Origin of the sequence: Aliikangiella sp. G2MR2-5, from assembly GCF_015687155.1 — a bacterium.
Classification (GTDB): Bacteria; Pseudomonadota; Gammaproteobacteria; order Enterobacterales; family Kangiellaceae; genus Aliikangiella.
In genome coordinates this window covers 1,575,116-1,595,946 of the sequence record NZ_JADPQF010000001.1, presented here as the reverse complement: position 1 = coordinate 1,595,946, position 20,831 = coordinate 1,575,116, and the positions used below count along the sequence as shown (strand labels likewise).

The following is a 20,831-nucleotide window of genomic DNA, read 5'->3' as shown; positions in this document are numbered from 1 at the left end:
AAAGATTTTGTTCACTGGCATTTTTCTCTTCTGGTTTATGGTTTATTCTCTTTTCTTTGATGATTGAATCGTAAAACGGTCCGGACTTTGTTGGCTTTGAAAAGCGATATGACCTGTAAGTCAAAGACTCGCCCGGAAACTATCTCAACGACTGTCTCAAAGCTAATACTTTAAATAGAGAAAAGATGCCGATACCTCTCATGTATAGAGAAGAACTTTTTCATCTTATTTTTCTTTGAATCGAACCTGGCAAAAAATTATGTAAAATCTCTTTTGGTATAAGTTGGTGAAAATTTAGACGGACTAGTATTGGTCGTCACAAGCCCACAGAAGATTGTCTGCTATCGGCGTGCATGTAAAATGTTACGATTTATTAATGAAACAGGATAAATCGCTGCAGTGTCAAATAGCCAGGTGTTCTCAGGTGTAATTCAAGGGGAAAAGTAGTCGTCCCTTGAAAATTAGAAAGTAATCCCTATTTTAGGGATATCAACAGCGGTGTGTGAGTACTGATGGATTATATTCGAGCCTTAATTGAGCTGTCCTAATCTAGCTTGAGCACGGTATCCGAGGTTGAAAACTATATAGTAGAAACGATTGAACCGAATCAACCCATGGCTGAAGTGAACCAAAAGGTTTTACTATGGTCATAGCAGCGAATAATCATAAATTGGAGGATACTCAATGAGAGCTGTTATTCAATCCTTGTTTGTACTCTTGAGTCTTAGTGCACTATCTCTTAATGCCGGAGCATCTTTGCCGCAAAAAGATAGTGAAGGTCGAGAGCTACCGTCGCTTTCTGGAATGCTGAAGGAAGTCAACCCTGCGGTGGTCAATATCGCAACATTTTCCGAACAGCAACAAGCTCAAAACCCATTGTTTAACGACCCATTTTTTAGACGGTTTTTCAATATACCGGAACAGCCTCGTCGAGATGAAAGACCCAAGAAGCGACAAATGAGCGCAGGATCAGGTGTCATTGTCGATGCTAAAGAAGGAATCGTGCTAACCAATCACCATGTGATTAAACAGGCGGATGAAGTCAGGGTGTCATTGATAGATGGTCGCCATTTCAATGCCAAAGTTCTCGGAAGTGATCCTGAGCTTGATGTCGCAGTACTAAAAATCGATGGCAAAAATCTTTCATCCGTGAAGCTGGGAGATTCGCAAAAATTGGAAGTTGGTGATTTTGTTGTAGCTATCGGAAACCCATTTGGTCTGGGACAAACAGTGACAACAGGAATTGTCAGCGCTCTAGGTCGCACGGGATTGGGGATTGAAGGGTATGAAAACTTTATCCAGACGGATGCTTCAATCAACCCGGGAAATTCTGGCGGCGCATTGGTGGATTTAAAAGGCCGGTTGATAGGAATTAATACAGCCATTATTGCTCCTGCTGGTGGCAATGTAGGAATTGGTTTTGCAATTCCGGTTGATATGGTTAAAGCATCCATGGAGCAAATTCTTGATGCTGGTGAGGTTCGTCGAGGGCAGCTGGGCATTGGAATCCAGGAAATTGATGTGGATCTGCAAATCGCATTTGAGCTTAAAAATGGTCAACAGGGTGTCTTAATAACCAGTGTAAGTGATGGTTCTCCTGCAGAAAAGGCCGGGTTGAAGCCAGATGATATTATTGTTGCTATTGATGGTAAGAAGATTACTTCTTCCGGTCAGCTGAGGAGCCAAATTGCCAAACGTAAAATTGGAGATGAGGTTGAGGTGACAGTATTACGTGGCGAAAAAGAGAAAACCTATGATGTCGAAATCGGTGAGCCTGGTGATATTGCAGCCTCCAGCGGTGAATTCCATCCGTTACTTGAAGGAGCGCGATTCGAAAACGCTGAAGATGGTAATGGTATTTTGGTTGCGTCAGTTGAACAGTATTCTAATGCCGCCTATGGCGGATTACGTCCAGGAGATCTCATCTTGAGTGTCAATAAACGCCGAGTTGATAACTTGAGAGATTTTGCCAAAGCGCTGAGGTTGGATAGTGACAAAATCTTGCTACGGATTAAGAGAGGACGAGCAGCCTTTTATATGGTCATACGCTAGCAGAATATGTCATTTGTAAGAAACCAAAAAAAGCCCTCAGTAGAGGTAATGCCAGTCAGTTAAGAACTGACTGGCATTTTTTTTGCGCATAGCGTTGCGGTCTTTTCTTGACGACTCGCGGATAACTCCGCTGTCGCCTTGGTTCATTCACTAGACTTTTTGATAATTCGTAAAATGTCTTAAGTTGTCCAGGTATAGCGCCGGGAGACGAAAACGGTAACCCAACTAATAACCTGACGATATGGGCTAAAGCACCATTAAAGCTAAGTTGATAAGGCAGATAGTCTCCTTTTAGATGATGAGTCATTTTAACCATCTGAAATCGAATCATATTGTAAGTCAGTAGTATTCCCCATAGCTCCTGACGGGCCATTTCCGGAAGCTTGCTGCGTAAGGTTAAACGATTGCCGAGCATATACTGTTTTTGCTCTCGAAAACCGAGCTCAATTTCCCAACGGTGACTGTATAAATCAGCGATATCTTCAACTGGATACCTCTGTACATTGGTCATCGATGTGAGCACTTGAGTGAGTTTCCCATTGATTTTCTTGCTCACTAACCGAGCTTCTATCGTTTCGGGGAGGTTCGGCCAAAGCTTTCTGGCTCTCGGATTACTCGTTAAGCGGACAATGCTTTGAGTACGGCCAAGTTTTCTCAGCACTTCATATTGTGTGCCTTTTCTAAGTGGAATTAGCCAGTGGCGTTCAGTTCCCTCAGATTGCCAATGGTGGAGTAATCCAAGTGAGTAAAACCCCCGGTCAAATAATGTCAGACTATGATCGGGCGTATTGATAATCAGCCGCTCAGCGAGCTTCATTTCATTAACAGAGTAATCATCAAAAGCACTGGCGGTGATTAGGTGGCTGCTGAGTTCCATCTGGCAGACCATACGAACTTGGGGGTATTCACTGTTTGTTTTATTCGCGTTGATATGGCGGCTATACGCGGCTTTATTTTCATCGCTGTCCGGTAAGCGCCAGACGACACCGTCTACGCCCAATAAAGTCAAACCATTCCAGTGGGGATGAAGCGCTTGGTCATTCCAGTGTCGTTGAGTCAGTTCAAACACGGCTTTTATCGCGTCTTCACCTAGGGCTTGGCGTCTTTGGACTATGGCACTTGGTGCAACAAAAGGCTTTCCTTGACGGTTTACTATATCCAGCATGTTAACCACTTGAGAGAGTGGTTTATCGTTGTAGATAGCCATTCCTATGGTGAGCCACACCATCGACTCTAACGAGAGTTTACGCTTTCTCAATGTCACCGTTTCGGTTTGTTCAAGGGCTTGATTGATTAAATCAAGGGGTAGCAAGTCACATAAGGTGTCTATTTTGTTCGGTGCGAAATGATTGATGGCATCTAAAGCTTGGGCGAGTTGCATAAAAAAATCCGGTGATCATCGATCACCGGATTTTGATCTCATTGCCGAAAAAATCAAGCGGTTTATGCTTAACTGATCGGCATTACCTCAGTAGAGGGCTTTTTATTTAATATCAGGATTGCTCCAAAAATGAAGTTAACTTTAAATCCGCGTAGGCTAGTATTCTTCTGCTGCAACTAGTAATGCAATGCTTCCGCCGATAATAAGAAGGGGGAGCAGAAGGATACTTCCGATTACTGCTAAAGTTGTCTTACCACCATCAATTTCTTCCACCTCAAGCGCTGCAACCTCATCAAGATGAATGGAGACCGAGTTAAGCGGGTTGGCAACAAGAGCCCCCGTGATTTGTTGTTTGTCGTAAGAAACGACTGTCAACTCGACAATTCTTCCGGTTTTGAGGTAAACCTTAATTTTGTCTTTGATTTTTAGTATCGGTTTGACTTGTTTTGGCTCCGACTGTAACTCAGTACTAACAATCTGGCGTGGTTGAAATGTGGTGCAGCCAGCCAGAGCGAATAGCGTTAAATAGATAATGATTTGCTTAAGATTTTGTTTCATTGAGCTAGAAAAATAACGGAATTAATCTTAGTTTAGCTCTAGTGTCGGCGTTTTGCGAATGCCGATAGCAAGTTGCTGACAGGACTTGGACACACGAATATTAGGATATGCAAGTCCTGTTAAATTCTAGTCAGTAGTCGTAAGCCAGATTAGGCGCGAGCCACCGCTCGGCTTCTTCGAGCGACCAGCCTTTGCGTTTTGCATAGCTTTCCACTTGTTCTTTGGAAATTTTACCTACACCAAAATACTGTGATTCAGGGTGTGCGAAATACCAGCCTGAAACAGCCGCAGTAGGGTACATCGCAAAACTTTCTGTAATTTTAAGTCCGATATTCTCATCCGGCTTAAGCAAAGACCAGAGAGTTGCTTTTTCAGTGTGATCGGGACAAGCGGGATAACCTGGAGCAGGGCGAATACCTTTGTACTTTTCATCAATCAGTTCTTCATTGCTCAGGCTTTCATCCGAAGCATAACCCCAGAACTCTTTACGGACCAGCTCATGCATTCTCTCTGCAAATGCTTCTGCTAGTCGATCGGCTAGTGCTTTAAGGAGAATTGCAGAATAGTCGTCGTGATTTTTTTCGAATCTTTCAACATGTTCATCTATTCCTATGCCAGCAGTTACCGCGAAAGCCCCAATATAGTCACTTACTCCAGTCTCCTTTGGCGCAACAAAATCAGAAAGGGCATGATTTGCTTTTCCCTCTCGAGTCTGCTTCTGTTGTCTTAAAAAATGTAACCTGGTTAAAGTGGATTCACGTGATTCATCTTGATAAATTTCAACATCATCGTGATATACAGAGTTGGCTGGATAAAAACCGATAACGGCCCTGGCTGTTAGCCACTTTTCCTCTACAAGACGTGCAAGCATATCCTGAGCATCCTGATAAAGTTTACGCGCTGACTCGCCTACTACTTCATCTTCCAGAATTCTCGGGAATCGTCCAGCCAGTTCCCAGCTGCGAAAAAATGGAGTCCAGTCAATACGCTCAAGCAAATCTTCCAGAGGGTAGTCATCAAATATTTTCTCTCCAAGAAATTGAGGTTTAGTCGGGGTGAAGTTCTGCCAGTCTATTTGAGCTTTGAAGGAGCGCGAATCATCTAGCGCTGTAGCTCGGATCTTGGTAGTTTTGCTTTCTCGCGCAATACGCAAATCTTCATATTCCAACCTCACCTGATTTACATAGTCACTTTTATGCTCCTCACTAAGAAGATGCGTTGCCGCTGTGACCACTCTTGAAGCATCCGTAATATAGATAACCGAGTGTTCATAGTTTGGCTCAATTTTTACCGCAGTGTGAATCTTGGAAGTAGTCGCTCCACCAATTAGAAGTGGAATTTTTAATCCGCTACGCTGCATTTCCTTGGCGACAAAAACCATTTCATCCAGAGACGGAGTAATTAAACCTGATAGACCGATAAGATCACATTTTTCCTCTTTGGCAACTCGAATAATTTCTTCGCAACTTACCATTACACCCAAATCAATTACCTCATAGCCATTACATTGCAATACAACGCCTACAATATTTTTGCCGATATCATGAACATCGCCTTTAACCGTCGCGAGCAATATTTTACCTTTGGCTTTATCTTCTAGATTAAGTGTTTTTTTCTCTTCTTCCATGAATGGTTCAAGATAGGCAACTGCTTTCTTCATAACTCTTGCAGATTTAACAACTTGCGGCAGGAACATTTTTCCTGAACCAAAGAGATCGCCCACAACATTCATTCCGTCCATCAAGGGACCTTCAATCACGTTAAGCGGTCGTTCGACTGCTTGTCTGGCTTGCTCAATATCTTCATCGATAAATTCAGTGATTCCCTTGACCAGTGCGTGACCAATTCGCTCATTCAGCGGAAGTTCTCTCCAGGCAAGGCGGTTATCTTCTTTTTGGGCTGTCGTTCCGGGTCGGAAGTTTTCAGCAATGGTAACCAGCTTTTCTGTCGCTTCAGGGTGACGATTTAATACGACATCTTCAACTGCTTGCTTAAGTTCTGGCTCTATTTCAGAGTAGACTTCAAGTTGCCCTGCATTGACAATCCCCATGTCCATACCTGCATTGATGGCATGGTAGAGAAACACCGCATGAATGGCCTCTCGGACAGGATTGTTACCGCGAAATGAAAATGAGACATTGGAAACGCCACCAGATACCATTGCTCCAGGCAGGTTCTGCTTAATCCATCGAGTCGCCTCAATAAAGTCCACCGCGTAATTGTTGTGTTCTTCAATTCCGGTTGCAATTGCAAAAATATTGGGATCGAAAATAATATCTTCAGCCGGAAAATTGACTTTTTCGGTCAGTACATTATAGGCGCGTTCACATATTTCAATTTTTCTCTCATAAGTATCTGCCTGACCTTTTTCATCGAAAGCCATGACAATAACGGCTGCTCCATAGCCCTTAGCTTTTCTCGCTTGTTCAATAAAAGCCTGTTCACCTTCTTTCATCGAAATCGAGTTAACGATACCTTTGCCCTGAATGCATTTCAGGCCTGCTTCAATTACTTCCCACTTTGAAGAATCGATCATAACTGGAACTCTAGATATGTCGGGCTCTGCGGCTATCAGATTTAAAAATCGTTGCATGCTGGTGACGGAATCCAACATGCCTTCGTCCATGTTGATATCAATTATCTGGGCACCATTTTCCACTTGATCTCGTGCAACATCCAGCGCGGTTTCAAAGTCTCCTTCTTTTATCAGCCGCAAGAATCTGGCTGAACCAGTAACATTGGTTCTCTCTCCTACGTTAACAAAGAGACTGTCTCTATTGATAGTTAACGGCTCTAGTCCAGACAAGTGGCATGCCTTATCGGAGGGTGGAATTTTTCTGGGAGAGTAGTTATCTGTTAATGCTTTTAGGGCTCGAATATGATCGGGAGAAGTACCGCAACAGCCGCCAACAATATTTAACAATCCCTGTTCTGCCCATTGAGAAAGCTCCTCAGCCATATCCTGTGGCGTTTCGTCATAGCCACCAAATTCGTTGGGTAGACCAGCATTCGGGTGAGCCGATACATAACAGTCGGCAACTCGGGATAACTCGGCAATATATTGTCTAAGTTCTTTTGCTCCTAAAGCACAGTTAAGTCCAATACTAATTGGTTTTGCATGTTGTAGTGAGTTGTAGAATGCCTCGGTGGTTTGGCCGGTAAGAGTACGACCTGATGCATCAGTAATAGTACCCGATATCATTACCGGAAGTTGAATGTTTTCAGTTTCGAAAAGCTCTTCAACGGCGAATACCGCGGCTTTGGCGTTTAAGGTGTCAAAAATGGTTTCGATCAAAATAATATCTGCGCCACCATCTACCAATGCTTTGGCTGACTCATAGTAAGCTGTTTTTAGTTCATCAAAGTCGATAGCTCGAAAACCGGGATCATTTACATCAGGAGATATGCTGCTGGTTTTATTGGTCGGGCCGAGTACACCAGCGACAAATCGCGGTTTATCTTCCGTTGAAAATTCTTCTGCAATTTCTTTGGCAATACGGGCTGACTCAAAGTTAATTCGAGCGCTGATACTTTCCATAGCATAATCGGCCATCGCGACCTGAGTCGCGTTGAAGGTATTAGTTTCAATAATATCGGAGCCAGCTTCCAGATAAGCGCGATGGATAGATTTGATCGCCTCGGGTTGGGTCAAACTTAACAGATCATTATTGCCTTTCAAATCGCTAGGCCAATTCTTGAATTCTTCACCGCGATAATCATCTTCCGTAAATTTGTATGACTGTATCATGGTTCCCATGGCGCCATCTAAAAGTAAAATGCGCTCTTCAAGAATTTCTTTTAATTGACTGGTTTTATTACTCATGGAATTTTTTTCAACTTTTTTAACAGGTAACTATCAAGGCCAAGAAGTCAGAGGTTGCTCTGATTTCAATTCACTAAATATCAATGCATCGGCAACGGACTTTTATTGTTCGCTTGTATAAACCGATTTTCGTAAGCTGCATCTTTATTGATGTAGCTTTCGAGCCACTCTCTGGTTATATGTGGTGCGAAGAGCTCGATGAAGCAATACATATAGCGACGAAGCAAAAGGTTTTTGTTAAAAGCTAACCAGGTTGTACAGCGGGGTAATATTCCTTTCGCGGAATAGCCAATCAAGTCCTGATCTTCCTTTGGGTTAAAAGCCATGCTGGCGACAATGCCTATCCCCATACCGTTCTGAACATAAGTTTTTATCACGTCTGCATCTCTGGCAGTAAAAACAATATTCGGCTTCAAGCCTTTAGCTTTCATGCTTTTTACCAGACTGGATTCACCAACTGTTGGCTCTTTATAGGTAATGATAGGATACCTGGCAAGATCTTCCAGCGTTGGTTTAGTTAGATCACCCAAAGGGTGATCTTGAGGAAAGATTATGACTCTGTCCCAGTGATAACAAGGGACTTTGATGATGTCCGGTGATAATTGAGTATTATCTGAAGCAATTGCAAAATCGATCTGCTTTTTATCGAGTTGATCGCTCATTTGCTCAGCGGAACCATGTTGAATGTCGATTTGCAGATTAGGATAGCGAGCATGAAAACGCTTAAATACCTGAGGTAGCACATATTTGGCCTGAGTTTGTGTTGTTGCCAGACTAAAACTGCCAGACTCTACCTGGTTTTTGTCCTGAGAAATCCGTTTAATGTTTTCCACTTCCTGTAGGGCGCGGCGCGCATGTTTTACAACATCTTCACCTAAAGCTGTCAAGCCTATTAGCTGTTTTCCGCTTCGCTCAAATATTCTCAGGTCGAGTTCGTCTTCCAACAAGCGCAGTTGTTTACTGATACCCGGTTGTGAGGTGTAGATCTTTTCTGCCGCGGTTGTAATGTTGAAATTATTTTCGACGATTGCGACCAGATATTTCAATTGATGTAGTTTCATTTCATTTTCACACGGGTTTATACCCTAATCTCTATATTTCATTTGGACGTCCAGACGTCAAGATGGCGCAAATTTAACACCCTTTGAAGGGAATAGCAATACCTTATTAATAATAGGTCTGATAGTCGAAAATAACCATCTAGCCCTAATGAACAGTGGGTATTTCTGCTGGTTATGTTCCAAGAGCAAATGCCTATTTCTTAAATTTGTGCGCTCATGTTCTGATGTTGTCTGGATAAAGTTTGATCAAATAACCAATGATTTGAAGGTTAATACTTATGGATTATTTGCCAATTACCGTCGATATGAAAGAGCGACTCTGCCTGATAGTTGGTGGAGGTGAAGTTGCTGCGCGTAAGCTGAAGCACCTGTTAAAAGCGAAAGCAATGGTTAAAATGGTTAGTCACGAGTTCAATACCGAAATCATTCAATTGGCCGAACAGGAAAAGATAGAATTAATCAAAGGTGATTTTACTATCGAACTGTTGAAAAATGTTTATCTGGTGATTGCTGCTACCGATGATAACCTGATTAACAAACAGGTCAGTGACTCAGCTAAGACTCACAATATTTGGGTTAATGTTGTCGACAGTCTTGAGTTAAGCACTTTTATTATGCCCGCGATTATCGACCGTTCGCCTTTGTTAATAGCCGTATCCAGCTCAGGGGTTTCCCCCGTGTTAGCGCGCAAGCTGAGAGAGAAAATAGAGTGGTTGCTGCCCGCAAACTTTGGACAGCTAATGGCGAACTTAAAGCGACTTAGACCGCTGGCTAAAAAAAAATTCAACTCGATGATTGAGCGCAAGCGTTTTTCAGAGTGGTATATTGAAAAAGCAATGACAAAACCTGAGTCTTTGGAGTCTGGCGTTGAAGGCGCGATTGCTGACTATCAGGATAGAGACCAGAAGTCAGGCAAAGTCTATCTCGTTGGTGCAGGTCCTGGTGATGCTGAGTTGTTAACCGTCAAAGCACTTAAAATCTTGCAAAAAGCAGATGTAGTATTGTATGACGCCCTGGTATCGCGGGATATTCTGGATTGTGTGCGCAAAGATGCGACTCTGGTTCATGTGGGGAAGAGAGCGAACAGGCACTTTGTAACTCAGAACAGAACTAATGAGTTATTGGTCGAATTTGCCGAACAGGGAATGGATGTAGTTCGCCTTAAAGGTGGCGACCCCTTTATTTTTGGGCGTGGAGGAGAAGAAGCGCAAGTACTGGTACAAGCAAATATTGAATTTGAAATAGTTCCGGGAATTACTGCCGCTATTGGTTGCGCCGGCTATGCTGGTATCCCGCTGACTCATCGTGATTTCGCCCAATCGGTCAGGTTTATTACCGGACACGAGCAGGGAGAAGCGTCAAGCCTTAATTGGGTGGATCTGGCAAAACCAAATCAGACACTGGTGTTCTATATGGGATTACTTAAAAGTCAACGAATCGCTGAACAATTGATTGGTCATGGTCGTGCCGGTTCAACGCCAGTGGCTATTATTGAGAAGGGGACAACTAGTGAGCAACGCGTAATTCTCGGGAAAATTTCTGAATTGCCTGAACTAGCCAAATCTTATGATGTTAAGTCTCCTGCTTTGATTATTGTCGGAGAGGTCGCTTCACTGGCAAATGAGCTACAATGGTATTCAAGAGGAAGCATGATCGACTCCTGTTTTTCTCAGCCTGACTTGAAAAAAGTAGTCAATTTGTAATTAATAGCTCGTTAAATAGTAAAGAATTAAATTTAACTTAAAATAATATCTATTTAATTTATAAAGGAAAATCCAATGAAATATAACTCGATTCTCGAGACTATCGGCAACACGCCAATCATTAAGGTTAATAAGCTGGCACCAAAGCATGTCACTGTGTATGTCAAAGCAGAGTTCTTTAATCCGTTGTCTTCGGTTAAAGACCGGTTGGCGTTTGCTATTATTAATGACGCAGAGCAAAAAGGACGTTTGAAACCTGGTCAGACGGTAATCGAAGCGACTTCAGGTAATACTGGTATCGCCCTGGCGATGGTTTGTGCTGCCAAAGGCTATCCTTTCGTGTCAGTCATGGCTGAAAGCTTTTCAGTAGAGCGTCGCAAAATTATGAAAGCACTTGGTGCCAAGGTTGTTCTTACTCCGGCTGCTGAACGAGGTACAGGAATGGTTAAGAAAGCCGCTGAACTCGCTGAAGCTAATGGTTGGTTCCTGGCACAGCAATTTGAAAACCCAGCAAACCCTGAATACCACCGTAATACAACTGCTCCGGAAATCTTGCGAGATTTTGCCGGTGAGCGTCTGGATTACTTCGTCAGTGGGTACGGTACAGGTGGAACCATTACTGGTGTCGGTCAGGTACTCAAGGCCGCTCGACCTGAAATTCAAATCATCGGAACTGAACCTGAAGGTGCAGCATTACTCCACGGAAAAGAATGGAATCCCCATAAAATCCAGGGTTGGACTCCTGATTTTATTCCTGAGGTGCTAAATCGTGATGTTATCGACGAAGTGTTGACTATTTCAGATGACAAAGCCATCGAAACATCACTTGCTCTGGCGCAAAATGAAGGCATATTCTGTGGAATTTCGGCTGGTGCTACTTTCGCAACGGCCTTGAATGTTGCCGAAAAAGCGGCTGAAGGATCGGTGATTCTGGCTATGTTGCCGGACACTGGAGAGCGTTACCTGAGCACTCCATTGTTCGAAGGCATTACTGAGGCTTCTGACGAAGTTTAGTGGCAATTGTCTGTACCCATGCTCGCGATGTTACGAATTTCTCTTCGAGTCTTAATGAAGAGTGACGAGCCAGGGTATGCGAGAGGGCGCTAACAGCGCCTTTTCGTTGCGCAAAGTGAATAACTTTTGGTTATGTCCTGGCGCTGTGGTTATGGCCTTTAAATTTACTTAAGATTCTGATTCCTGCTCGGCGTAGGCCAAAACATAATCTTCTTTTTCCTTGCTTAAATCTTCATCGGTCGGTAAAGGTTGCCCCGTGTAAGCATGCAGAAAAGCCTCACATAATAGCTCGCTATTCGTTGCGTGGCGCAGGTTTGAGACCTGACGGCGAGTTCTCTCGTCAGTTAAGATCTTAAGCACCTTGTATGGAATTGAAACCGTAATTTTCTTTACATTTTCTTTCTTAGAACCGTGTTCTACATAGGGGTTAATGAACTCCCCATTCCACTCTTTAGCCATAGAATCCTCTAAATCTTAATAATTCGTGGTTATTTTACACCATTTTAGCCATCTAACCATCTTGACATATGAAAAAACCCAAATATACTTCTAGGCATATAGACGTCCAAACGGCTCTATGGGTGGTTCGGTCATATGACAAAACCTGAGAAGAGGTCGGCGTGTGGATATACGCCACCTGATCAGAATTCTTTCCCGCGAGCCAGTGGAACCAGAAAAATCCCTTAATGGGAAACGAGTTAATCGAGGAACACAAAATGACTAAAGTAGTAAACCATTTCGCTAGCGATACCATTGCTGTCAGGGCGGGTATCGAGACCGATACTCAGCATGGTGCAATTACACCGCCGCTCTATTTGTCGAGCAATTACAGCTTTGCCGGCTTTGATGAGCCGAGGGAGTTTGATTACACTCGTTCAGGCAATCCTACAAGACAAATTTTGGGACAAGCTATAGCTGATCTGGAACAAGGTGTGGGCGGCGTCATTACCTCGAGTGGCATGTCTGCAGTTTTTCTGGTTTTGCAGCTACTTAAAGCCGGCGAACGTGTCTTAGCGCCTCATGACTGTTATGGAGGATGTTTTCGATTATTTCGCTCATATAATGAAAAAGGCATTATTAGTGTAGATTTTGTTGACCAAACAAATGATGAGGCTTTACTCGCGGGTCTGGAAAAAAATCCGAAAATAGTCTGGATAGAAACACCCAGTAATCCTTTGCTAAGGGTGGTGGATATTGAAAAAATTTCGCGACTTGCCAAAGAGAAGGGCGCACTTGTAGTAGTCGATAATACTTTCCTTTCGCCCGTTTTACAGAAACCTTTATTACTTGGTGCTGACATTGTAATCCATTCCGCTACCAAATATATTAATGGCCACAGTGATGTCGTGGGCGGAGCTGTTGTTGCCAAAGACGCAGCCGTATATGAGGACTTGAAATGGTGGGCGAACTGTACCGGGATAACGGGCGCTCCTTTTGATAGTTTTTTGACTCTTAGAGGCTTGAGAACGCTGGATGTTCGTATTAAACGCCATTGTAAAAATGCGCTTCGAGTTGCTGAGTACCTACAGGCACATCCTCAAGTAGAAAAAGTTTATTTTCCTGGTCTTGAAGACCATGAAGGCCATGAAATCGCCAAGAAACAACAGAGTGGCTTTGGTGCAATGATTTCCTTCAAGCTGAATGGTGATGTTGAGGATGCTAAAAAATTCTTGAGCGGACTTTCTGTGTTCTCTCTTGCTGAGTCTTTGGGGGGCGTAGAAAGCTTAATTTGTCATCCTTCAACCATGACTCATGCCGCAGTAGCAATTGAAGATCAAATAACTGCTGGTATCACACAAAACCTGTTGAGACTTTCAATTGGTATTGAAAATGTTGAAGATCTATTGACTGATTTGGATAGTGGATTCGAACAGTGTCGCTTGCACGAAGTCAAGGAAGTTTCAAATGGCTAGCTTGATTGGTTGCCGGTTTGAAAATCAAGTGAGTGAGCAGCAGAAAGTTGCTGTTCACAAGTTTGGCGGTTCAAGTTTGGCGAGTGCGAAACGGCTTAACAATGTTGTTAATATAATTGAAAAATATTCGAGCAATGATGATTATATCGTTGTATCGGCAAATGGTGATATCACCGATTTTCTTGTAGAGTTGAGTGAGGGGGGAAAGCAGGCATTACAAGCCATAAAGACTTATTACCAACCGTTGATTGAAGATACTTTGACCCAGCCAGAAGAAACCTTAGGTTTGTTTGAAAAAGACCTTGTTGATTTACAAAGTCAGAATAAAACACAGGATGAAATACTATCCTATGGTGAGGTCTGGTCGGCAAGGTTACTTGTCGCTTTGCTAAAAGAAAGACATATCAGTGCTCAGTTTATTGATGCGAGGGAGCTTTTTATAACCGGCAGCATCGATGATTTTAAAAGCTTTGACGTTTCATACTTCAATTCCGGATTGACCAGAAATACTTACGGTAATTATGGCAAAAGAAAAATAATTACCGGTTATATTGCGAAAAACATTGCCGGAAAAACAATTACTTTGGGACGTAATGGAAGTGACTATAGTGCTTCACTAGTTGCCAGGTTTGGCCAGGCCGAAAGTGTAAATTTATGGACAGATGTTAAAGGAATTTATTCTGCAGACCCCCGGTTGGTTGACAAGGCCTTTCCAATTAAGCACCTCAGTTATGAGGAGGCCAATTCTCTTGCTTCTGTTGGAACCAATGTGCTCCATCAAAAAGCGATCGCGCCGTTAGTTGACAGGAATATTCCGCTATTTGTTCGTTCGTCGTTGGCACCAGATTCTTCCTGTACTCGGGTTAGCCTGTTTTCAGAAACAGAGTTTTCAATTAAATCAGCTGCTCTAAAAACAAATTTGAGCACAATAGTTTTTGATTTCGAAGAAAAAGTATTGCTTGACTGGATTATTCATTCCTTATTTGAAAAACATGTCGTTGTACTTAACTGCGAAGTTGAACAGAGAGAAACAATAGCAGATGCCAGGCAAAGGGCCTCATTGCTCATTGATACTTGCCATCTTCAACAGGCACTAGATTGTTTTTCGAGCCACGGCAGTATAAGCAAAAAACTGGATATTAGTGTATTAAAAGAAGAGTGTAGTGTAATTGCTTTGGTCGGATATAAAGCTTCAGAAAATAATCAGTTGACTCAAAAAATATTGAGTGGCATTCAAGAAAAATCGCAACTTAAATTTCTGAATAATAGAGATGAACATTCAATCTATTTGGCAACAAATAGTCCAACACCGGAAGTGTTACTGGAAAAAATATTCGCAATCTGTTTTCAGCCGCAGTTAACTTTTGATAGAACAGCTTCCACTGTCTATAGCAATAATAGAACTTACAATAAACAAGATGAACTAACAGGTTCACAAGTAGAGGCAATCATATAATGGGATTTAATCACGCTCAGCAGGTTGAGATCCTGAACCAAAATTTAAACGACCTTGAAGGCAAGGTAAACGTGTCTTTTGAGTTTTTTCCACCGAACTCACCAGAGATGGAGCAGACGTTGTGGCAATCAATCCAAAGACTGGAAGGATTACAACCAAAATTCGTCAGTGTTACTTATGGTGCAAATAATTCGACACGTGAAAGAACGCATCGCATTATTAATAAGATTCAAAATGAAACTTCACTGACCCCGGTTCCTCATCTAACCTGTATTGGTGCGAGTCAGGAAGAGCTTGTAGATATTGCTCAAAACTATTGGGATTCGGGTATAAGACATATTGTTGCGCTGCGTGGAGACTTGCCGGAGCAAACTCAAACACAGCCTAATATGTATGCGCTCGATCTGGTGAAGCTACTTAAGTCAGTTGCCGATTTTGAAATCAGTGTCGCGGCTTATCCGGAAGTTCACCCGGAAGCGCCCAATTCGCAGTTTGATTTGATAAATTTGAAGAGGAAAGTCGATGCAGGTGCGTCTCGGGCAATCAGTCAGTTCTTTTTCGATACTGAGACCTATTTAAGGTATCGGGATCGCTGTCTGGCATCAGGGATAGAAGTAGAAATAGTTCCGGGAATTTTGCCGGTAACCAATTTTAAACAACTGCTTAAATTTTCGTCAATGACCAATGTGACAGTTCCACAATGGATGCATCGTCTTTATCAAGGTCTGGATGATGACCCCATGACGCGTAACCTGATCGCGGCTAATGTAGCCATCGAGCAGGTTAAGGTTCTCGCCAAGGAAGGAGTGCGAGATTTCCACTTTTACACCCTTAATCGCTCCGATTTAACCTATGCGATCTGCCACTCTCTGGGGGTTCGTGAGCGTTCTTTGGTCCCTCAGGCGATAGCTGTTTAAGTTTATCTCCACATTAAGGCTCTGAAAGCGACAGAGCCTTATACAGCCGAATACTAATTTGCTAGAATGCTGCCAGTTTTTATTTCTTTGGCAAGGTATAGCATGTCTTTAATCCGCGGTGATAAGCTCTCACTCGCTTATGGTCCACAAATTCTTCTCGATAACGCTTCTTTTGCTCTCGAAGAAAGGCAGAAAGTCTGTCTGGTAGGACGTAACGGTACCGGTAAATCAACTCTGCTAAAAGTTATCAACGGTGAAGTGGCACCAGATGATGGCGTGATTAACCGTTCTCGTAACCACCTGATTGGATTCCTGCCGCAAGCACTGCCTGAAAAGTCTGCTTTGACGGTCAGGGAATTTGTTGAAACCGGACTGGCGGAAGTTCAAGAGTGGGTGGAGCAATACCAGAAACTCATCATGGAAGATATGGACTCGCCGAAAGTCGCTGAACTGGAGAGTCTGATCAATGCTCATGATGGCTGGACTATTGAAACAAGAGTTTCACAGACCTTGTCCCGTTTAGGACTGGATGGCGCCGTACAAATGTCCGAGCTCTCTGGAGGTTGGCGTCGCCGTGCTGCTTTGGCAAAAGCTCTGGTTCAGGAGCCAGACCTGCTCATTCTTGACGAGCCGACCAATCACCTCGACCTTTCCAGCATTCAATGGCTTGAAGAACAGCTAGTAAAGTTTAAAGGGGCATTGTTGTTTGTATCGCATGACCGCCAATTTGTGAACAAAGTCGCTGACACCATCATGGAGCTAGACCGTGGTCACATCAACTTCTTCCCTGGAAACTACCAGAAATATACCGAACTTAAAGCGCAACAACTCAAAGAAGAAGAGAAGGTCAATTCCGAGTTCGATAAGAAACTGGCTCAGGAAGAAGTCTGGATAAGACAAGGCATCAAGGCTCGAAGAACACGTAATGAAGGTCGCGTCCGTGCGCTCAAAAAGATGAGAGAAGAACGATCACAAAGACGTAATCAAGTCGGCACCAGTAATATTAAAGCCAGCGTGGAAACTGCCGGCAGTAAAGTCGTCGCTAAACTCGATGACTTACAAGTGGGTTACGATAAAGCCCTGAACCTGCCATTCTCGACGATTATTCAAAAAGGCGACAAAGTCGGAATACTGGGTGATAACGGTAGTGGCAAGACGACCTTTATAAAAACGCTTTTGGGTCAAATAAAACCTTTCGCCGGTGATATTCAAGTCTCAGATACACTGGAAATTGCCTATTTCGATCAATTGCGTGAAGCCATCGATTTAAATAAAACGGTTTCAGACAATATTGCCGATGGTAAAGATTTTGTGGTGGTTGATGGGAAGGAGCTTCACGTAATCAGTTATATGGCTGATTTTAATTTTACCGCTGACAATGTTCGTGCTCCCGCCAGCTCACTTTCGGGTGGGGAGATCAATCGTTTATTGCTTGCTAAATTATTCACTCGACCGGCTAATCTGTTTGTACTGGATGAACCTACCAACGATCTGGATGTTGAAACGCTGGAAATTTTGGAACAAATGCTGGTTGAAATTAAGGCAACGGTCATCATTATTAGCCATGACCGTTTATTCCTGGATAACTGTTGTTCGGAATTATTGGTATTTGATAACCAATTACCCCCGCTGCGAGGCGAAGACACCAAGCTCTATCAGATTATTGAAATAGTGGGAGGGTATCAGGAGTGGCAGCATTATTTTGAAAATGCCAAGCCCAGAGAAGAAAAGAAAAGTGAGGCAAAAAAGGAAAAAGCCAAGTCTAAGCCAAAACCTGCCAAGCTTTCCTATAAAGAGCAGCGAGCGCTTGATGAATTGCCAGCGAAAATTGAGGCTGCTGAAGAAAAAATTGGTGAAATAGAAGAAGCCATGTCACAACCGGATTTTTATCAAAATAGAGAAAAAGCGGATGGAATGGTTAAAGAGTTTGAACGTTTACAGGAAGAGCTGGCTAAAGACTATGAACTTTGGGATGAGCTGGAAGAAAAAGTGGCTAATTTGAAGGAAAACTAGGCCAGGAAAAAATCAATGGTAAAAACAGGAATTGCAATTTTATTTTTTTTCGCCTTTGTAGGGTTGGCCTATTATTCTTGTAGTATTTACATCGAGCCAGTAAAAAATGAGGAATCAAAAGTAGAGCACAATGAAGGCAAAAGAGAAATAGTTAACAAGCCTGTTACTAATGAGAAACTTAATAGCGAAAATAATGAGGTGATGACAAGGAGCGGGGTTACTACTCCAACTGGCGACGGATATATTATCGAATGTATTGATGATGGAGGACACGGTTCTGCTAGAACAAGTTTTTCTGTCGAGGATATGATCCAAGACTATAAAGATTACTCTCGAAAAAAATCTGCGTTGCTAGAGATTTTTGAATGGGAGTCAGATTTGCGCAATGAAAAAGTTGAAAAGCTTGGTTGGTTATTACCTTACGTGGAAGATAAAGAACTTCTTTATTGGGAAATACTAAAAAATTGCTCGATCGAATTGACTCCTTCTTGTGAGGATAACCTCATCGCGGAGTCATTAAGTGCACACAAGGATAATGCAAAAGCTTGGTTGCTCTACTCCTCGTTACAAATTCAAAAAAATGACGTAGTTCAGGTTGTTGAATCGTTAAAAGCCTTTCTTTCCGCACCCGATTACCGAGATTATTTGGGGGAGAAGCTTTCCCTTTATAGTCGAGCGATGAATGATTTGTCCAGATATTCAGAAAATGAAATTGGACTGACTGTATTGGGCGTTCATGCAGCAAACGAGCTTCCAGCGTATCAATTTGCAAACTGGTGTAAAGAAAACTCTAGTATAAATGTTGAGTTCTCTGAACTATGTTTACGAGTAGGAGAGCGCATAGCCGCTGATTCGACTAGTGGTATCGAGAGAGTATTGGGAAACAACCTGCAAAATGATATTTATGCCACGTTAGGTAATCAGGAGATGGCAAATAGCTATAAAAATAAGGCCGAGGAAGTGTTGGCTGCCATTTCAGGAGAAGATTACTCAAAAGTGTTTAATCTGGCATTGTATGATCATTCACTATTTCAATACTGGTCACAAGCTCTGATTAATTACGGTGAGATTGAAGCGCACGCACTTTTGGTAGAAGAAGCCGTGAGGCGTTCCAGTGATCCTGCCTACAATCCTTGTCCAGGTGGCAAAAAATGATATGGTCAAAAGCAGAAAAAATTGCTATTTCAGCAAAAAATTGTGGATCATTGTTCCCGATAACGACAAATGCGAAGCAGTTAAGTCAGGACTCGATTGATTTTGAGTTACGCGTAATTAATCAAAATATTCATACAAAAATATCCACTTCCAAAACTCAAGGTAACCCGTTCTTACCCTATGATGACGACATGTATGTGTGCGATATCGGTGATGAGCATGTTTGTCTGTTAAACAAGTTTCCAGTGTTAACACCCCACATTCTGGTTTGTAGTAAAACATTTGTCGAACAGCGCGAAGCTTTAACGCTGCAGGATTTTGCTGCATGGATTGAATGCTTCCAAAATGGAGATGAGCTGGGCTTTTATAACGGCGGAAGAGATGCCGGGGCAAGTCAACCACACCGTCACATGCAGCTTGTTCTAGGAAAAGCACCACTGGAGACCACAATTCTTAAGGGGCAATTGCCATTTGAGCACAAGCTCTATCGGTTTGATGAATTGAATGCAGAGGATGTTTATTCTTGTTATCTTGCAGGTATGAAGGAGTTAGCACTTTTAGCGAAACCCTATTGCAAAGCTAATAATCTTCTTCTAACTAATCGCTGGTTTTTGATTGTTCCTCGTTCCAAAGTTAAACATGAAGATATCTTTCTCAATGGTTTAAATTATGCAGGATACTTCTTGTTAAAATCTGAAGAACAACACACTTATTTGAAAGAAAACTCCTGCTTGTCGGTGTTGACGGAATGTTCTTTTGCCGTGAGCGGCCGCTGACGATTATTTTTGGCTTCAGGCTTGAAAAAGCAGTTTTCGCCTTCAAATAAAGTCTTATTGCCAACTCTAATAATCGAGCGCTTCTCAATTGCAAATAGATACTCCAATAGTTTTGCTTCTCCTTATTCCGGCTGCATTAATTACTTTTATTGTTTTTCGTCCCAAATGGGATAAATGGAGACGGCAGAAAGTTGCAGAGACTCCATTTCCAAAGTCCTGGCGGCAGATTTTGCGCAAGAATGTGCCTTACTTCTATCGGATGCCTGCCGATTTGCAGCTACAGCTTAAAGACAAAATTCAAATATTTCTCGATGAAAAGGAGTTCTATGGATTCGAAGGGCTTGAGATCACCGATGAAATTCGAGTCACTATTGCTGCGCAAGCCTGCCTGTTGATTCTTAATCGAGACATTGAATTTTATCCTAAATTAAAGTCGATCTATGTGTATCCCATGGCGTTTGTAGCAAAACATAAAGGAGTAGATTCAGCGGGTGTTCTTCAGGAACATCATAGAGTCTTAAGTGGTGAGTCGTGGGAGCTGGGAAAGGTCATTCTTTCATGGAAAGATTCAAAGGAAGGTGGACTGGATCAGGAGGACGGCCACAATGTGATCATTCATGAGTTTGCCCATCAACTGGATCAGGCTACAGGAGCGGCCAATGGCGCTCCTTTTCTTGCGAATAATTCAATAAAAAGATGGTCTGAAGTCTTCCAGAAGGAGTTTGAGAATCTTGAGTGTCAAATCAGAAAAGGCCATAAAACACTAATTGACCCTTATGGAGCCACTAATCCGGCCGAGTTTTTCGCTGTTTCTTCCGAGGTTTTCTTTGAAAGAACCTTCGAATTAAAACAACAACACCCTGATCTATATAAGGAGCTGAAGGATTACTATCAGCTGGATCCTTCTGTATGGTAAGGACCATTGTTTTCGCAATTACTACAATTATTAGATTTTCGTAATCTGTTTGAAATATCACAATAAAGATTGCAGCTGCAAATAAGTTGTTGA

The 20,831-nt window shown here is 42.6% G+C and carries 15 protein-coding genes; 10 read left to right on the top strand and 5 right to left on the bottom strand.

What is annotated here, in order from left to right:
- Positions 1–684 precede the first annotated feature (684 nt).
- The gene (locus tag IYN84_RS06550; RefSeq protein WP_196138347.1) at positions 685–2,052 is read left to right on the top strand and encodes a DegQ family serine endoprotease; all 1,368 of its coding nucleotides are present in this window, start codon (positions 685–687) and stop codon (positions 2,050–2,052) included.
- Between the two features lie 55 nt (positions 2,053–2,107).
- Here IYN84_RS06550 and IYN84_RS06545 read toward each other — a convergent pair whose 3' ends face one another.
- The 4 genes from IYN84_RS06545 to IYN84_RS06530 all read right to left on the bottom strand — a co-directional run bounded on the left by IYN84_RS06545 (position 2,108) and on the right by IYN84_RS06530 (position 8,875).
- Positions 2,108–3,433 carry an IS4 family transposase gene (locus IYN84_RS06545; protein WP_196137805.1) on the bottom strand — a complete coding sequence of 442 codons (1,326 nt, stop codon included), beginning with the start codon at positions 3,431–3,433 and terminating at the stop codon, positions 2,108–2,110.
- 156 nt (positions 3,434–3,589) lie between these two features.
- Positions 3,590–3,991, bottom strand: coding sequence for a hypothetical protein (locus IYN84_RS06540; protein ID WP_196138346.1), 402 nt, complete (start codon positions 3,989–3,991; stop codon positions 3,590–3,592).
- 130 nt (positions 3,992–4,121) lie between these two features.
- Complete coding sequence (gene metH, locus IYN84_RS06535) at positions 4,122–7,814, bottom strand: methionine synthase (RefSeq protein ID WP_196138345.1); 3,693 nt, start codon at positions 7,812–7,814, stop codon at positions 4,122–4,124.
- A gap of 80 nt (positions 7,815–7,894) precedes the next feature.
- Positions 7,895–8,875, bottom strand: a complete 981-nt coding sequence (locus tag IYN84_RS06530; RefSeq protein ID WP_196138344.1) for a LysR substrate-binding domain-containing protein — start codon at positions 8,873–8,875, stop codon at positions 7,895–7,897.
- Between the two features lie 278 nt (positions 8,876–9,153).
- Here IYN84_RS06530 and cysG point away from each other — a divergent pair, with 278 nt between their 5' ends.
- Both cysG and cysK read left to right on the top strand, forming a co-directional pair.
- On the top strand, positions 9,154–10,578 hold the full coding sequence (gene cysG / locus IYN84_RS06525; RefSeq protein WP_196138343.1) for a siroheme synthase CysG: 1,425 nt from the start codon (positions 9,154–9,156) through the stop codon (positions 10,576–10,578).
- 75 nt (positions 10,579–10,653) lie between these two features.
- A complete protein-coding gene (gene cysK / locus IYN84_RS06520; RefSeq protein ID WP_196138342.1) occupies positions 10,654–11,592 on the top strand; it encodes a cysteine synthase A in 939 nt (312 codons plus the stop codon).
- 168 nt (positions 11,593–11,760) lie between these two features.
- On the opposite strand, the gene metJ is transcribed toward cysK, so the two are convergent.
- A complete protein-coding gene (gene metJ, locus IYN84_RS06515; protein ID WP_196138341.1) occupies positions 11,761–12,051 on the bottom strand; it encodes a met regulon transcriptional regulator MetJ in 291 nt (96 codons plus the stop codon).
- Positions 12,052–12,308: 257 nt separating this feature from the next.
- Here metJ and metB point away from each other — a divergent pair, with 257 nt between their 5' ends.
- The 7 genes from metB (at position 12,309) to IYN84_RS06480 (ending at position 20,738) form a co-directional block, all read left to right on the top strand.
- Complete coding sequence (metB, locus tag IYN84_RS06510) at positions 12,309–13,505, top strand: cystathionine gamma-synthase (protein WP_196138340.1); 1,197 nt, start codon at positions 12,309–12,311, stop codon at positions 13,503–13,505.
- Complete coding sequence (locus tag IYN84_RS06505) at positions 13,498–14,961, top strand: aspartate kinase (protein WP_196138339.1); 1,464 nt, start codon at positions 13,498–13,500, stop codon at positions 14,959–14,961. Before metB ends, IYN84_RS06505 begins: the two co-directional genes overlap by 8 nt.
- Positions 14,961–15,878 (top strand): methylenetetrahydrofolate reductase, encoded by a 918-nt coding sequence (gene metF, locus IYN84_RS06500; RefSeq protein WP_196138338.1) that lies wholly within the window; start codon positions 14,961–14,963, stop codon positions 15,876–15,878. The genes IYN84_RS06505 and metF overlap by 1 nt, the downstream gene beginning before the upstream one ends.
- Positions 15,879–15,980: 102 nt before the next feature.
- Positions 15,981–17,891: an ATP-binding cassette domain-containing protein gene (locus IYN84_RS06495; RefSeq protein WP_196138337.1), complete on the top strand. Its 1,911-nt coding sequence runs from the start codon at positions 15,981–15,983 to the stop codon at positions 17,889–17,891.
- Between the two features lie 15 nt (positions 17,892–17,906).
- On the top strand, positions 17,907–19,046 hold the full coding sequence (locus tag IYN84_RS06490) for a hypothetical protein (RefSeq protein ID WP_196138336.1): 1,140 nt from the start codon (positions 17,907–17,909) through the stop codon (positions 19,044–19,046).
- On the top strand, positions 19,043–19,822 hold the full coding sequence (locus IYN84_RS06485; protein ID WP_196138335.1) for a DUF4922 domain-containing protein: 780 nt from the start codon (positions 19,043–19,045) through the stop codon (positions 19,820–19,822). The genes IYN84_RS06490 and IYN84_RS06485 overlap by 4 nt, the downstream gene beginning before the upstream one ends.
- An 88-nt stretch (positions 19,823–19,910) precedes the next feature.
- Positions 19,911–20,738, top strand: coding sequence for a zinc-dependent peptidase (locus IYN84_RS06480; protein ID WP_210330308.1), 828 nt, complete (start codon positions 19,911–19,913; stop codon positions 20,736–20,738).
- The last annotated feature ends 93 nt before the right edge of the window (positions 20,739–20,831 follow it).